Source organism: Luteimonas sp. RIT-PG2_3 (assembly GCF_054902115.1).
Map to the genome: position 1 here is coordinate 18,126 of NZ_JBUBPF010000012.1, position 14,216 is coordinate 32,341.

At 67.5% G+C, this 14,216-nt stretch carries 11 protein-coding genes and 1 riboswitch; of the genes, 9 read left to right on the forward strand and 2 right to left on the reverse strand.

What is annotated here, in order from left to right; translation table 11 throughout:
* The first annotated feature begins 110 nt into the window (after window positions 1-110).
* The 7 genes from ACYX7E_RS16005 to ACYX7E_RS16035 all read left to right on the forward strand — a co-directional run bounded on the left by ACYX7E_RS16005 (window position 111) and on the right by ACYX7E_RS16035 (window position 6,896).
* Window positions 111-707, forward strand: coding sequence for a GNAT family N-acetyltransferase (locus ACYX7E_RS16005; protein WP_462081596.1), 597 nt, complete (start codon window positions 111-113; stop codon window positions 705-707).
* Window positions 708-709: 2 nt separating this feature from the next.
* On the forward strand, window positions 710-1,510 hold the full coding sequence (minC, locus tag ACYX7E_RS16010; protein WP_462081597.1) for a septum site-determining protein MinC: 801 nt from the start codon (window positions 710-712) through the stop codon (window positions 1,508-1,510).
* 22 nt (window positions 1,511-1,532) lie between these two features.
* Window positions 1,533-2,342: a septum site-determining protein MinD gene (minD, locus tag ACYX7E_RS16015; protein WP_462081598.1), complete on the forward strand. Its 810-nt coding sequence runs from the start codon at window positions 1,533-1,535 to the stop codon at window positions 2,340-2,342.
* A gap of 4 nt (window positions 2,343-2,346) precedes the next feature.
* Complete coding sequence (gene minE, locus ACYX7E_RS16020) at window positions 2,347-2,607, forward strand: cell division topological specificity factor MinE (protein ID WP_462081599.1); 261 nt, start codon at window positions 2,347-2,349, stop codon at window positions 2,605-2,607.
* A 144-nt stretch (window positions 2,608-2,751) separates the two neighbouring features.
* Entirely contained in the window at window positions 2,752-3,267 is a 516-nt protein-coding gene (locus ACYX7E_RS16025; protein ID WP_462081600.1) for a hypothetical protein, read from the forward strand.
* Between the two features lie 138 nt (window positions 3,268-3,405).
* Window positions 3,406-5,391: a M2 family metallopeptidase gene (locus ACYX7E_RS16030; RefSeq protein WP_462081601.1), complete on the forward strand. Its 1,986-nt coding sequence runs from the start codon at window positions 3,406-3,408 to the stop codon at window positions 5,389-5,391.
* Between the two features lie 32 nt (window positions 5,392-5,423).
* Window positions 5,424-6,896 carry an amidohydrolase family protein gene (locus tag ACYX7E_RS16035; protein ID WP_462081602.1) on the forward strand — a complete coding sequence of 491 codons (1,473 nt, stop codon included), beginning with the start codon at window positions 5,424-5,426 and terminating at the stop codon, window positions 6,894-6,896.
* A gap of 12 nt (window positions 6,897-6,908) precedes the next feature.
* On the opposite strand, the gene ACYX7E_RS16040 is transcribed toward ACYX7E_RS16035, so the two are convergent.
* Window positions 6,909-7,415: a hypothetical protein gene (locus ACYX7E_RS16040; protein WP_462081603.1), complete on the reverse strand. Its 507-nt coding sequence runs from the start codon at window positions 7,413-7,415 to the stop codon at window positions 6,909-6,911.
* A gap of 247 nt (window positions 7,416-7,662) precedes the next feature.
* Between ACYX7E_RS16040 and ACYX7E_RS16045 the strand changes: the two genes are divergently transcribed.
* Complete coding sequence (locus ACYX7E_RS16045) at window positions 7,663-9,153, forward strand: trypsin-like serine peptidase (protein WP_462081604.1); 1,491 nt, start codon at window positions 7,663-7,665, stop codon at window positions 9,151-9,153.
* A gap of 128 nt (window positions 9,154-9,281) precedes the next feature.
* Here ACYX7E_RS16045 and ACYX7E_RS16050 read toward each other — a convergent pair whose 3' ends face one another.
* Window positions 9,282-10,532: a multidrug effflux MFS transporter gene (locus ACYX7E_RS16050; protein ID WP_462081605.1), complete on the reverse strand. Its 1,251-nt coding sequence runs from the start codon at window positions 10,530-10,532 to the stop codon at window positions 9,282-9,284.
* Between the two features lie 399 nt (window positions 10,533-10,931).
* Window positions 10,932-11,055, forward strand: a riboswitch (glycine riboswitch).
* Window positions 11,056-11,205: 150 nt separating this feature from the next.
* On the opposite strand from ACYX7E_RS16050, the gene gcvP reads away from it, so the two are divergent.
* Complete coding sequence (gcvP, locus tag ACYX7E_RS16055; protein ID WP_462081606.1) at window positions 11,206-14,085, forward strand: aminomethyl-transferring glycine dehydrogenase; 2,880 nt, start codon at window positions 11,206-11,208, stop codon at window positions 14,083-14,085.
* The last annotated feature ends 131 nt before the right edge of the window (window positions 14,086-14,216 follow it).

Below are 14,216 nucleotides of genomic sequence, written 5' to 3' on the forward strand. Positions count from 1 at the left end.
CGACATGCGATAATCGCGCTCATTGCCGACACTGGCCCTCGTGGCCAGGCCGTCCCGCCGCCGGTCCAGCCTGTCCTCGGTGGTATCGCAACACCTATCTGGAGTCAGGAATGTCGATTGTCGTCCGCGACGTGCGTGAGCACGAGCTGGATTCCATCCTTGCCCTCAACAACGCCGCCGGCCCAGCGATCCTGTCGCTGGATGCAGCTCGCCTTCGTTACTTCTACGAGGCCGCCGAGTACTTCCGGGTCGCCGAGCGCGACGACAACCTGGCGGGCTTCCTGGTCGGGTTCGGATCGGACGCCGACCACGACAGCAGCAATTTCCAGTGGTTCCGCGGCCAGTGCCCGCACTTCTTCTACATCGATCGCGTCGTGGTCTCCAGCCGCCGCCGTGGTGGTGGCGTCGGCCGGGCGTTCTACGCCGACGTCCAGAGCTATGCCGAGCTGCGCTATCCGTTGCTGGCCTGCGAAGTGTTTCTGGAACACGACAACGACCCCGTGCGCCTGTTCCACGGCAGCATCGGCTTCCGCGAGATCGGCCAGCACGTGATGCCCGACAGCGAGATCCGCGCGTCGATGCTGACCAAGGAACTGTGCAGCTATGCCTGGGTCCGCGAGCAGTACGGCGACAGCCTGCCCGATGCGCCCTGGCTGGCGCAGCCGCGCCGCAGCCTGGCGTCCGCCGCCGCAGCGGGACGTCCGTAAGCATGGCCAACCGCTCCGCGACACCCGCCGCGATGGATTTCGAGCCTGCCGGTGAACTCAAGATCGGCCAGGTCGGCGTCGCCAACCTGCGGATCCGCACGCTCGACGTCGCCCGCCTCGGCGAGGAAATGCGCGACCGCGTCAGTCGTGCGCCCAAGCTGTTCGCACGCGCCGCGGTGATCGTCGATTTCGGCGGCCTGCCGGGTACGCCGGACGTCGCCACCGCACAGGCCCTGCTCGACGCGCTGCGCGAGGCCGGCGTGCTGCCGGTTGCGCTGGCCTATGGCAGCAACGACAACGAGCAGTTGTCGATCGCGCTGGGTCTGCCGCTGCTGTCGAAGTTCCGCGCCCAGTACGAACGGGCCGACGGCACGCCCGCCGACACCGCTCCCGCGCCGGCACCTGCCGCGCGCGAGCCTGCCCCTGCGCCGGCGCGTTCCGCCGCAGCCAGGCAGGCCGAGGCGGTCGCCGCGCAGCCTGGACTGATGCATGTCGCGCCGGTACGTTCAGGGCAGCAGGTCTACGCTGACAGCCGCGACCTGACGGTGCTGTCGACCGTCGGCGCCGGCGCCGAAGTCATCGCGGACGGTTCGATCCATATCTATGGCCCGCTGCGCGGTCGCGCGCTGGCCGGCGCCAAGGGCAATGAGCAGGCCCGTATCTTCTGCCGCGGTTTCCACGCTGAACTGGTGGCCGTGGCCGGACATTACAGAGTGCTTGAAGACATCCCGAAGGAGCTGCACGGCAAGGCCGTGCAGGTCTGGCTGGAACGAGACGAAATCAAGATCGCGGCATTGGACTGACGATCTCAACAGGAGATGTGTTTTGGCTGAAATCATCGTGATCACTTCGGGCAAGGGCGGCGTCGGCAAGACCACGTCCAGTGCCAGCCTCGCCAATGGCCTCGCACGTCGCGGCAAGCGCACCGTCGTCATCGATTTCGACGTCGGCCTGCGCAACCTCGACCTGATCATGGGCTGCGAGCGTCGGGTGGTTTACGACTTCGTCAACGTCGTGCAGGGCGAAGCCTCGCTGAAGCAGGCGCTGATCAAGGACAAGCGTTTCGACAACCTTTACGTGCTGGCCGCGTCGCAGACCCGCGACAAGGATGCCCTGACCCGCGAAGGCGTCGAGAAGGTGCTCAAGGACCTGTCCGACGACGGCTTCGAGTACATCCTCTGCGACTCCCCGGCCGGCATCGAGAAGGGCGCGTTCCTGGCGATGTACTTCGCCGACCAGGCCGTGGTCGTGGTCAACCCGGAAGTGTCGTCGGTGCGCGATTCCGATCGCATCCTCGGCCTGCTGGCGTCCAAGACCCAGCGCGCGGAGAACGGCGAGCGGGTCAAGGAGCACCTGCTGCTGACCCGTTACAGCCCCTCACGCGTCGAGACCGGCGAGATGCTGTCGATCAAGGACGTCGAGGAAGTGCTGGGCCTGAAGACCATCGGCGTGATCCCGGAATCGGGCGACGTGCTCAATGCGTCCAACAAGGGCGAACCGGTGATCCTGGATGGCGAATCCAACGCCGGCCAGGCCTATGACGACGCGGTGGCGCGACTGCTGGGCGAAGATCGCCCGATGCGCTTCATCCAGGCTGAGAAGAAGGGTTTCTTCAGCAAGATCTTCGGGGGTTGAGGGCATGGGATTGTTCGATTTCCTGAAGGTCAAGAAGAACACCGCGTCGATCGCCAAGGAGCGACTGCGCATCATCGTCGCGCAGGAACGCACCAATCGTGGCGCACCCGACTACCTGCCGCTGCTGCAGCGCGAGCTGCTGGAAGTGATCCGCAAGTACGTCAGCATCGACGTCGATGCGGTCAAGGTGGACCTGGTCAAGGATGGCGAGCATGACGTGCTCGACATCTCGGTCGCGCTGCCGGAAGAACGCGCTTCGATCTGAGCGCTTCGATCTGAGTGGGTCGCCATGTGCGGCCCCGCTCTCGGCAGCCTGACCCGGTCATGCCGCCCGCACCCGCACCATCACGCCGCCGGATCTCCGGCGGCGTCGCGCCCGGCCCCGCATTGCGATCGCACCCTGCCTACGATGCCCGCCTCCCCTGCCAGCGACCGCGATGACGATGACGTGCTGCGCCTGCGCGACATCCGCGCCGCCGACGTTTCCAACCTGTTGCACCGCTATGGCCTGACGCTGGAATGCGTCGCCGACGGCGCCGCCATCCCGGGCAGCTACTGGGGCGAACCCGAGGCCGGACTGATCGGCCATACCGTCTATGTGCGCGGCGACACGCCGGTGCATTCGCTGCTGCACGAGGCCTGCCACCTGATCGTGCTGCCGCCCGAGCGCCGCCAGGCCGTGCATACCGACGCCACCGACTCGGTCGAGGAAGAAGACGCGGTCTGCGTGCTGCAGTCCCTGCTCGGCGATGCCCTGCCCGGCGTCGGCGCCGCCCGCATCCTGGCCGACATGGATCGCTGGGGTTATACCTTCCGCAACGGCTCGGCCCGCGACTATGTCGAAGGCGACGCCGACAGCGCCTGGCGCTGGCTGGCGGCCGCAGGACTGGTCGACGCAGACACCCGCCGCTTGCTGCGCGACTGACGCCGGGCATTCGCACACGGCGACATGCCGACGCGCCAGGCATGTCTTCCGATCACCGGTCGGCGCCTGCACTTGCAGCCGCGTGGCACGCGCTCTAGCCTGCCGGTTCCGCATTGAGCGCACCGCCAGGAAGCCGCCGTGAACCATCGCCATGCCCTGCTCGCCCTTGCCGTCGCGGCAAGCCTCGCCCTGTCCGCGTGCAAACGCGAGCCCACGGCCGACACCACCGCGACCCCGCCGCCGGCCACGCAGCCGGGCGAGAGCGCGGACCAGTTCATCGCCCGCGTCAATGCCGAATACAAGGCGATGTACCCGGAACTGACCGCCGCGCAATGGCTGTCGAATACCTACATCAATGACGACAGCCAGTTGCTGGCCGCCAAAAGCAACGAGAAGTACCTGACCACGCTCAACGGCTGGATCGAGCAGGCCAAGCGCTTCGAAGGCCAGCCGATGTCGCCCGAGACCGCGCGTGCGATCACGCTGCTGAAGCTGGCCACGTCGATGCCGGCCCCGAAGGATCCGGCCAAGCTGACCGAGTTGACCCAGATCGCGACGCGCATGGAAGGCGCCTACGGCTCAGGCAGTTACTGCAAGACCGAGGGCGATGCCAAGCAGTGCCGCCAGCTCGGCGAACTCGAAGACGTGCTGCGCAGCAATCGCGACTACGACCAGCAGCTCGATGCCTGGCAGGGCTGGCATACCATCGCGCAGCCGATGCGCCCGGACTACGAACGTTTCGCCGGCCTGGTCAACGAAGGCGCGCGCGAACTCGGCTATGCCGATGCCGGCGAAATGTGGCGTTCGGGTTACGACATGTCGCCGGCCGAACTGGCTGCCGAGACCGATCGCCTCTGGGGACAGGTCAAACCGTTGTACGAACAGCTGCATTGCTACACGCGCACCAAGCTCGAAGCCCGCTATCCCGGCCGGGGCTCGGTCAACGGCCTGCTGCCTGCGCACCTGATGGGCAACATGTGGCAACAGGACTGGGGCAACCTGTGGGACGTGCTGGCGCCGTACAGCGAGGCGCAGGCAGGCAATCTCGACATCTCCGGGACCCTGGAAAAGCAGTACCAGTCCGGCCTCAACGACCTGCTGGTCAAGCAGAATGCGCTGATCGACACCGACAAGCGCGTCGAAGTCGCACGCCAGGCGCAGCTCGACAGTGCGCGCGCGATGACCGAACGCGCCCAGGAGTTCTACACCTCGCTGGGCATGCCCAAGCTGCCCGAGAGTTACTGGCAGAAGACCCAGTTCATCAAGCCGCGCGATCGCGATGTGATCTGCCATGCCAGCGCATGGGACATGAACATGGGCGGCGACGTGCGCACCAAGATGTGCATCAAGCCCAACGAAGAAGATTTCACCACGATCTACCACGAGCTCGGGCACGTCTACTATTACCTGGCCTACAACAAGCTGCCGCCGCTGTTCCAGGGAGGCGCGCATGACGGCTTCCACGAAGCCATCGGCGACACCATCGTGCTGGCGATGACGCCGCAGTACCTGCAGTCGATCAGCCTGGTCGGCGAGCAGCAGCCGAGCAACGAGGCGCTGATCAATTCGCAGATGCGCATGGCGCTGGCGAAGGTGTCGTTCCTCCCGTTCGGGCTGATGATCGACCGCTGGCGCTGGGGCGTCTTCGATGGCTCGATCAAGCCGGCCGACTACAACCGTGCCTGGTGGCAGCTCAAGGCCAAGTACCAGGGCGTGGCCCCGGCAACGCCGCGCGGCGAGGAATTCTTCGATGCCGGCGCCAAGTACCACGTCCCCGGCAATACGCCGTACACCCGCTACTTCCTGTCGCACGTGCTGCAGTTCCAGTTCTACAAGGCGCTGTGCGATGCCTCCGGCTACCAGGGCCCGCTGTACCAGTGCAGCTTCTACGGCAACAAGGCGGCCGGCGAGAAGTTCTGGACGATGCTCAGCAAAGGCAACAGCCAGCCCTGGCAGCAGACGATGAAGGAACTGACCGGTGGCGAGCAGATGGACGCCTCGGCGGTGCTGGAATACTTCGCGCCGCTGCAGGACTGGCTGAAGACGCAGAACGAAGGCAAGACCTGCGGCTGGAACGAAACGGCGGCGGCGCCCGCAGCGCCGGCCACGCCCGGACGCGCTTGAGTACGGCGCGCTTGGGCACAGCGCGATTGAGTATGGCGGGCTTGAACCGGGCACGCGCAGGCATGCGGATCGGCATGCTCGCCGTCGCCTGCGCGCTGATGCCGGCATGGGCGGCGGAGCGGATCGACCTGCTGGTGCGGGGCGCCGACGTGCTGGATATCGTCGATGGCCATTGGCGCAACCAACATGCCATCGCCATCGACGATGGCCGCATCGTCGCGGTGCTGCCTGACGCCGAGACCGGGCGCTATGCGCCGGAGCGCACGCTCGACGCACGCGGCAAATACGCGATCCCGGCGCTGTGGGACATGCACGTCCATTTCGGTGGCGGACCGGCGGCCGTCGAGGACAATCTCGACCTGCTGCCGCTGTACCTTGCGCATGGCATCACCGGCGTGCGCGATGCCGCCGGCGACCTTGCCGGTGAGGTGCTGGACTGGCGTGACGACGTCGCCCGCGGCGAACGTGCCGGCCCCCGGATCTTCACGTCCGGCCCGAAGATCGAAGGACGCAAGCCGATCTGGAAGGGCGTGCTGGAAGTCGGCTCCGCGGAGGACCTGACGGCGGCACTGGACCGCCTGCAGGCAATGCAGGTCGACTTCGTCAAGATCACCGACAACACGCTGGACACCGGCCTGTTCCTCGAAACGTTGCGCGAGACCGACAAGCGCGGGCTGACCACGTCGGCGCACGTGCCGTACCGGTTGACCATCGATGACGCCAGCGCCGCCGGCCTGGATTCGATCGAACACCTGGACTACCTCTTCAAGGCCGGTTCGCCGCTGGAGGCCTCGTTGGGGGCCGCGATCGCCGACGGCACGCTGTCCAGCCGCGACGCCTACGAGCAATGGAACGCAAGCTTCGATCCCGAGCGTGCGCGTGCGACCTACCGTCGCCTGGCCGAACGCGGCACCGTCGTCGTGCCGACGCTCAACGGCAGTCGCGTGGTCGCCTACCTGGACCAGGACGATCATCGCGACGACGCGTACCTGAAGTACATCGGCCCCGAACTGCAGGCCACCTACGCCTGGCGGGTCGAGCGCGCGGGCAAGGATTCCCCCGAAGAGATCGCGCGCCGCCACCATCGTTTCGAGACGGTCGCCGGCACCACCCTGCCCTTGCTGCAGGAGGCAGGCGTCGTCGTGCTGGCCGGCACCGATGCCGGCTACCTCAATTCATTCAACTATCCGGGCATCGGCCTGCACGACGAACTCGGCTGGCTGGTCCGCTACGGCATCACGCCATTGAACGCACTGCGCGGGGCCACGATCCATGGCGCCCGTTTCCTGAAGCAGCAGCGCGACTACGGCAGCCTCGATGCCGGCAAGATCGCCGACATCCTGCTGCTCGACGCCGACCCCGTTGCCGACATCACCGCGACCCGCAGGATCCATGCGCTGGTCAAGCACGGCGCCGTGCTCGATCGTGCCCAACTCGACGGCATGCTGGACGCCGTGGCCGCGCGGGTCGCCCAGCGTCGCCGCGCGGCGTCCACTCCGGACTGAACCGACGGCGCCTCAGTGAGGGGCGCTGGGCTTTTCCGCCGACGCCTCGGCGTCGGCATCCTTAGCGACCACCTCGGCCGCAGTGTTGTCATCGGCCTCTTCATCGGTGTGGGCATCGATGCTGCCGGTGTCCTGCGCCGCAGCCTGCATCTCGGCCTCGAGCCGCTGCTCATAGGCGGCCAGGTCCAGGCCATGCACCGCCGCTTCGAGCTCGGCGTTGTCGCGCAGTTCGTCGGAGAACACCAGCCGCACCGGCACGCCCTGCGCATCGTGCAGGCGCTGCGCGCGCCGGATCAGCATCAGCATCTGCGCGGCGCTGTCGGAGCTGCCGGCGATCCTGCCATCCATGCCCAGCACCCAGACGTCGGCCTTGCGCACGATGCCGGCCAGCAGGTTGCCGTCGCTGTCGCGCAGCTCCGCATGCGGCTCGATCTTCGGCGCCGAGGCGCGCGTCCGGTTGCGCACGCGCATCGCCTCGCGCTTGCGCGCATCGCGGCGGGATTTGGACTGGATCGACATATCGGACAATTCTCCTAGGCAACAGCGGGCGGCAGCAGGGGGGATCGCGGCGTTTGAACGGGTCCGACAGGCACGGGGCCAGCGCTGGCGCGGCGTCAGGATGGCAAGCATACCCGCGCCTGCCACCGGGGCATGAATGATGCGACGACCGTCAGCGATCCCGCCGCGGCCAACTGGCTATGATGGCGCGAGTCCGGCACGGCCGGATCCACGAGAATCCCACCGAGAGTCCCGCCGAGAGTCCGCCATGCTGCGTCCACGTCACCTGGCCCTGGTGGCCGCCACAGTCCTTGCGCCGGGAATGGTGTCCGACGCCTTCGCCGCGGAGCGCGCCAGCCACGAGCGCAGCTGGACCCCGCCCGCCGCCGCGCTGCAATGGAAGTCGGCGGTGGCCAGGACACGCCCTGCCACCGCCTTGACCTACCGCGAGCTGCCGCTGGCGCGCATCGTCGCCCTGCATCGCAACAACCAGGATGGTGCCAAGGGCGTGCTCAAGGCGCAGCAGATCGGCATTGCCCGCAGCGCTGGCAGCGAAAGCAGCGCCGGCCGCCTGCCCGCGCTGCAATGGACCACCGCCGAAGACGGTGGTGCGGTGGCGCGGATCGACGTGACCTCACCAGTCGCCCTGGGTCTGCGTGTCGGGCTGAAGCTGGACGCGATGCATCCGCTGGCGCAGCTGCGCTTCGGCGGTTCCGAACTCCCGGTGGCGATTTCCAGCGTGCTGAGCGGCGCCGAAGTCTCGCGGCTGGCCGATGCGCGCGGCGTGTTCTGGACACCGGTCACCGATGGCGAAACCCAGACCATCGAGATCTACCTGCCGCCGGGCGTCGCCACTGGCACGGTGCGCGTGCACGCGCCCGAGCTGACGCACCTGCTTGCCAACAGCCGCGGCGAGTTCAAGATCGTCGAGAAGATCGGCGAGTCCGCCAGTTGCAATGTCGACACCGCCTGCCGCGTGCCCGAGCTGGGCTCGGCCTTCGTACGCGCCAAGAACGCCGTGGCGCACATGGTCTACAACCTCTACAACACCAGCGGCACCGTCTACGGGACCTACATCTGCACCGGCACCCTGCTGGCCGACACCGTCGCCGACACCCAGGTCCCGTGGTTCTACAGCGCGCGCCACTGTTTTGCCGGTGGCAGCGAAGGCGTGCCGGTCCAGGACATGGCCAAGGTCGCCAACAGCCTCAATACCTATTGGGGCTACGAGGCGACCGCCTGCGGCAACGGCGTGCAGGCCGCAACCCTGCTGCTGTCGGGGGGCGCCGACCTGATGCATGCCGATGCCGTCACCGATGCGATGCTGCTGCGGCTGCGCAACCCGGCACCAGCGGGTGCGGAGTTCTCCGGGTGGGATTCGGCCGCGCTGGGCGACAACACCGGCATCCTGGCGATCCACCATCCGTCCGGCGACGCCAAGAAGGTTTCATCCGGCCTCAAGCTCAGCACCGACAACGAGCATCACATGGTGGCCTGGACCAGTGGTACCACCGAAGGCGGCAGCAGCGGCTCGGGCCTGTTCACGCTGGATGCCAGCGGCTACCGGCTGCGCGGCGGACTCTATGGCGGCAATGCTTCCTGCGCGAACTCCGGTTCGACCAGCAACACCCAGAATCGCGACTGGTACTCGCGATTCGACGTGGTCTACCCGAGCCTGAGCCAGTACCTGTCGCCGACACCGTCGACCACGCCGATTCGTCGCAATGGCTCGCAACCGCTGATTCCGCCGACACCCTGAGCGCGGCGATCGTCGCGATGGGTACGTCATCCTGAAGTCACGCGCGTCACGCGCGCGGTCAGCATCACGGTTCGCGCCTATGGGTGCAAATCGGGCGGTGCGGAACCACCAGATCCGCACCGCACCCGCTACAGATGGTCGGTGGAATCCAGGATCGCCGGCGAGCCCGGCTTGTCGGCACCGCCATGCCCACGCTGCAGTTCCCAGCGCCAGAACACCCAGCCGACCAGCATGAAGAACGCTGCGGCCAGCGCGAGGTACAGCGGATCGTGGCTGATCATCGGCGACAACACGCCCGCGACGGCGGCGTTGAGCACCAGGCCGGTGAATGCCTGCAGTGACGACGCCGAGCCGCGCTGGCGCGGATACATGTCGAGCACGGCCAGCGTCAGGATCGGGAACACCAGCGCGATGCCGAACGCGTTGAGCGCGATCGGCACCACCGCCCACGGCACCGTCGGCTGCGCGACCAGCAGGCTGTAGCCGACATTGAGCGCCACCGCTACCGCGCTGCAGCCAAAGCCGATGTTGGCCAGCCGTACGCCGCTGATGCGCCCTGCCGCGCGTCCGGACACGAAGGCACCCAGCATCATGCCGCCGATCATCGGGATGAAGAACCACGCGAACTGGCGCTCGTTGAGCTTCAGGATGTCCATGACGAACGCAGGCGCCGACGCGATGAACAGGAACAGGGCGCAGAAATTGAACGCGCCCGCGGCCGCCAGGCGCTGGAAGCGCGGATTGAGCGCGATCGCGATGTAGTCGCGGGTGAGCCGCGCCGGTTTCAACGGCATGCGCGCGCCCTGCAGGTGCGTCTCGGGCAGCCAGCGCCAGGTCGCCATCAGCAGCGCCACCGAGAACAGCACCAGAAACCAGAAGATCAACGGCCAGCGCCCCCAGCCCAGCAACCAGCCGCCGATGATCGGCGCGATCGCGGGGGCGACGCCGAAGATCATCGAGACCTGGCTCATGACCCGCTGCGCGTCATCGCCATGGAACACGTCGCGGATCACCGCACGCCCGACGATCAGGCCGACGCCAGCCGACAATCCCTGCAACGCACGAAACACCAGCAAGGTCGGCAGGTCGCGGGCCATCGCGCAGCCCACCGAGGCCGCGATGAACACCACCAGACCCGCCAGGATCACGCGCTTGCGCCCGATCGCATCCGACAACGGGCCGTGCACCAGGCTCATCAGCGCGTAGGCCGCCAGGTAGACGCTGATCGTCTGCTGGATGCCGACCTTGTCGACGCCCATGTCGGCGGCCATCGCCGGGAAGGCCGGGAAGATCGCATCGATCGAGAACGGCCCGAACATCGCCAGGCCGGCCAGCAGCAGCGCCAGCCGGCGAGTGGAGACCACCACCGGTGCCGTCATCGCCGGCACTCCGTGCCCGTCGCCGCGGGGCGTCCGGCCATGGCGACGGACGCGTGGGGAAGGCTGCTCGGCTCGGAAGGCGTATTCATTGGCAAGGCGGACGACAGGGACACCCATTCTAGGGCCTGCGATCCGGACCGGGACCTGCCCGGCGGGCAGCAACGGCCTACCCATGCCTGCATGCATGGCCCTGTCTGCACGCGCCCGTTCCAGCATCAACCGCGTCGGGCGTCGACCATGTGTTGCGGCGACCGCGGTCGCCGCGCAGGCACGCCGCATCGGCGTGCGGGTATACTTTCCGCGCTGGACCAGGTGGGAGAAGTGGGCGGTTCCGAGAGGAGCCCTCCGCTGCCGAAGGCGCAAACGCCCGTAATCGCTCAGGCCCGAGTACCACCGCAGCAACAACACTCTGGAGAGACCGACCGGCAACGCCGGAACCGGCGCCGAAGGGGCACGAGGCAGACCGCCGGGGACACCCGTTGGCTGGCTCCAAACTCTCAGGCAAAAGGACAGAGGGGCGCCGCAGAAGCCACCGCGCTCCTGCCCGACGTTTTCGCGCAGGCGGAAACCCCATGGCGTCCGGCCCGTCAGGCCCGACCCGGGTTCCCGGCCTGATCGAAATGGCAACGGGTGGATCGCGGGGCTTTCCATAGCCCCTCCCGGAAGACCCGCCATGTCCAACGCCCCGCACTCCGCTTCCAGCCTGTCCGAACTCGAACACCACGACGCCTTCATCGAACGCCACGTCGGCCCCAACGATGCCGAGATCGCGCAGATGCTGCAGGTGGTCGGGCAGGCCTCCCTGCAGTCGCTCACCGATGCGATCGTGCCGCACAGCATCAAGCCCACCGGCGTGCTGTCGCTGCCCGACCCGATGACCGAGCAGGAAGCGCTGGCCAAGATCCGCACCGTCGCCAACCGCAACCAGGTCTTCCGCAGCTTCATCGGCCAGGGCTACTACGGCACCCATACGCCGAACGTCATCCTGCGCAACATCCTCGAAAACCCGGCGTGGTACACCGCCTATACGCCGTACCAGGCCGAGATCTCGCAGGGCCGCATGGAAGCGCTGATCAACTTCCAGACGCTGTGCGCCGACCTGACCGGCATGGACATCGCCAATGCCTCGCTGCTCGACGAGGCCACCGCCGCCGCCGAGGCGATGACGCTGGCAAAGCGCTCGGCGAAGTCGAAGTCCAACGTGTTCTTCGTCGCCGACGACGTCCACCCGCAGACGCTGGAAGTGCTGCGCACGCGCGCCGACGGCCTCGGCATCGAGCTGCACGTGGGCCCGGCCAGCGATGCCGCCAGCGTCGACAGCTACGGCGTGCTGTTGCAGTACCCCAACACCTTCGGCCAGATCGGCGACCATGCCGCGATCGCCGACGCCGTGCATGCGCGCGGCGGCCTGGTCTCGGTCGCGACCGACCTGCTGGCGCTGACCGTCATCAAGGCGCCGGGCAGCTGGGGCGCCGACATCGTCATCGGCAACTCGCAGCGCTTCGGCGTACCGTTCGGCTTCGGCGGTCCGCATGCCGCGTTCATGGCCTGCCGCGATGCCTACAAGCGCTCGATGCCGGGCCGCCTGATCGGCGTGTCGCTCGACGCCCAGGGCAACCCCGCGTACCGCCTGACCCTGCAGACCCGCGAGCAGCACATCCGCCGCGAGAAGGCGACGTCCAACATCTGCACCGCGCAGGTGCTGCTGGCGGTCATGGCCTCGATGTACGCCGTCTACCACGGCCCCGAAGGCCTGCTGCGCATCGCGCGCCGCACCCACCGCCTGGCCTCGATCCTGGCCGACGCGCTGCGTTCGGCCGGCATCACCGTCGGCCCGGATTTCTTCGATACCCTGCACGTCACCGGCATCGATGCCGCCGCGATCCACGCCAAGGCGCGCGATGCACGCATCAACCTGCGCGCGTTCGACGCCGGCAGCGTGGGCATCAGCCTCGACGAAACCAGCACGCGCCGTTGCGTGGTCGCACTGGCCCGCCTGTTCGGCGTCGAGATCGCCGACATCGATGCGCTCGACCGCGCCACCCGCGATGCCCTGCCCGCAGGCCTGCTGCGGGATACCGCGTTCCTGCAACATCCGGTCTTCAACACCCATCACAGCGAGCACGAGCTGCTGCGCTACATGCGCGCCCTGTCCGACAAGGACCTGGCGATGGACCGCACGATGATCCCGTTGGGCTCGTGCACGATGAAGCTCAACGCCACCGCCGAGATGATTCCGGTGACCTGGCCGGAGTTCGGCAACATCCATCCGCTGGCGCCGGCGGACCAGACCGAGGGTTACCGCGAACTGGTCGACGGCCTGGAAGCGATGCTGGTCGACATCACCGGCTACGACGCGGTGAGCTTCCAGCCCAACTCCGGCGCGCAGGGCGAGTTTGCCGGTCTGCTGGCGATCCGCGCGTACCACCGGTCGCGCGGCGACGACCAGCGCGACGTCTGCCTGATCCCGGAATCGGCCCACGGCACCAACCCGGCATCGGCGCAGATGTGCGGTATGCAGGTCGTGGTGACCAAGTGCGACGCCAATGGCAACGTCGATGTCGAGGACATCCGCGCCAAGGCCGAGAAGTACTCGTCGCGCCTGGCCGCGCTGATGATCACCTACCCGTCGACGCATGGCGTGTTCGAGGAAGACGTTGTCGAGATCTGCGAGATCGTCCACCAGCACGGCGGACAGGTCTACACCGACGGCGCCAACCTCAATGCCCTCGTCGGCCTGGCGCGCCCCGGCAAGTGGGGCTCTGACGTGTCCCACCTGAACCTGCACAAGACCTTCTGCATCCCGCACGGCGGCGGTGGTCCCGGTGTCGGCCCCTGCGCGGTCAAGGCGCACCTGGCACCGTTCCTGCCGCGCGCGCATGGCAGCGAGGATGGCCACGTCGGCATGGTGTCGGCGGCGACCCACGGCAGCGCCAGCATCCTGCCGATCTCGTGGATGTACATCGCGATGATGGGACAGGCCGGCCTGCTGAAGGCGACCCAGGTCGCGCTGCTCAACGCCAACTACATCGCGAAGCGCCTGGAGCCGCACTTCGAAACGCTGTACACCGGCCGCAACGGCCTGGTCGCGCACGAGTGCATCCTCGACCTGCGTCCGCTGGAAAAGCGCACCGGGATCAGTGCCGAAGACGTCGCCAAGCGCCTGATCGACTTCGGCTTCCACGCGCCGACGCTGAGCTTCCCGGTCGCCGGCACGCTGATGGTCGAACCCACCGAGTCCGAATCGCTGCACGAACTGGATCGCTTCATCGACGCGATGATCCAGATCCGCGAAGAGATCGCCGCGGTCGAGGATGGCCGCCTGGATCGCGAGGACAATCCGCTCAAGCACGCCCCGCATACCGCCAACGTGGTCGCGGCCAGCGAGTGGACGCATGCCTACCCGCGTGAACTGGCCGCGTTTCCGCTGGCCACGCTGCGCCAGCAGAAATACTGGCCGCCGGTGGCACGCGTCGACAACGTGCACGGCGACAAGAACGTGTTCTGCAGCTGCATTCCGGTGGACGCGTTCAAGGACGAAGCCGAAGCCTGAGCCACCCGGTCCAGCGCCTGCGCCCGCCGACAGGGGCGCCGGCAGGGCCGCACGACGCGGCATGCCATGCAATGACGGAGAAGCCCTGCGATGCAGGGCTCTTTCGTGTGTGGTTGCGGTTGCGCCGGCGC